Origin of the sequence: Pseudoalteromonas sp. GW168-MNA-CIBAN-0100 (assembly GCF_040309225.1) — a bacterium.
GTDB classification, from domain to species: domain Bacteria; phylum Pseudomonadota; class Gammaproteobacteria; order Enterobacterales; family Alteromonadaceae; genus Pseudoalteromonas; species Pseudoalteromonas arctica.
On the sequence record NZ_JBEOOL010000581.1, the window covers coordinates 1 to 270 of the forward strand.

The 270-nt window shown below is 46.7% G+C and carries 1 pseudogene; it reads left to right on the plus strand.

From position 1 onward, the window contains the following. Positions 1 to 270: pseudogene (locus AAEY62_RS22525) on the plus strand (2-octaprenyl-6-methoxyphenyl hydroxylase); the annotation flags it as partial.

The following is a 270-nucleotide window of genomic DNA, read 5'->3' on the forward strand; positions in this document are numbered from 1 at the left end:
GAGCAAGGGGCTATTATTGCCAATATAGAAGTAGCTGGTGGGCATAATAACCATGCTTTTGAGCGATTTACGCAACATGGCCCCATGGCGCTATTACCTATGAGCAACAACCGCTATTCACTGGTGTGGTGTATGCAGCAACAGCACGTTGAGCAGCACATGGCACAAAGTGAAGACGACTTTATAAGCGCACTACAAAGTGCCTTTGGTTATCGCGGTGGTCAATTTACTAAAGTGGGTATGCGTGCTAATTACCCCTTAGTGTATGGG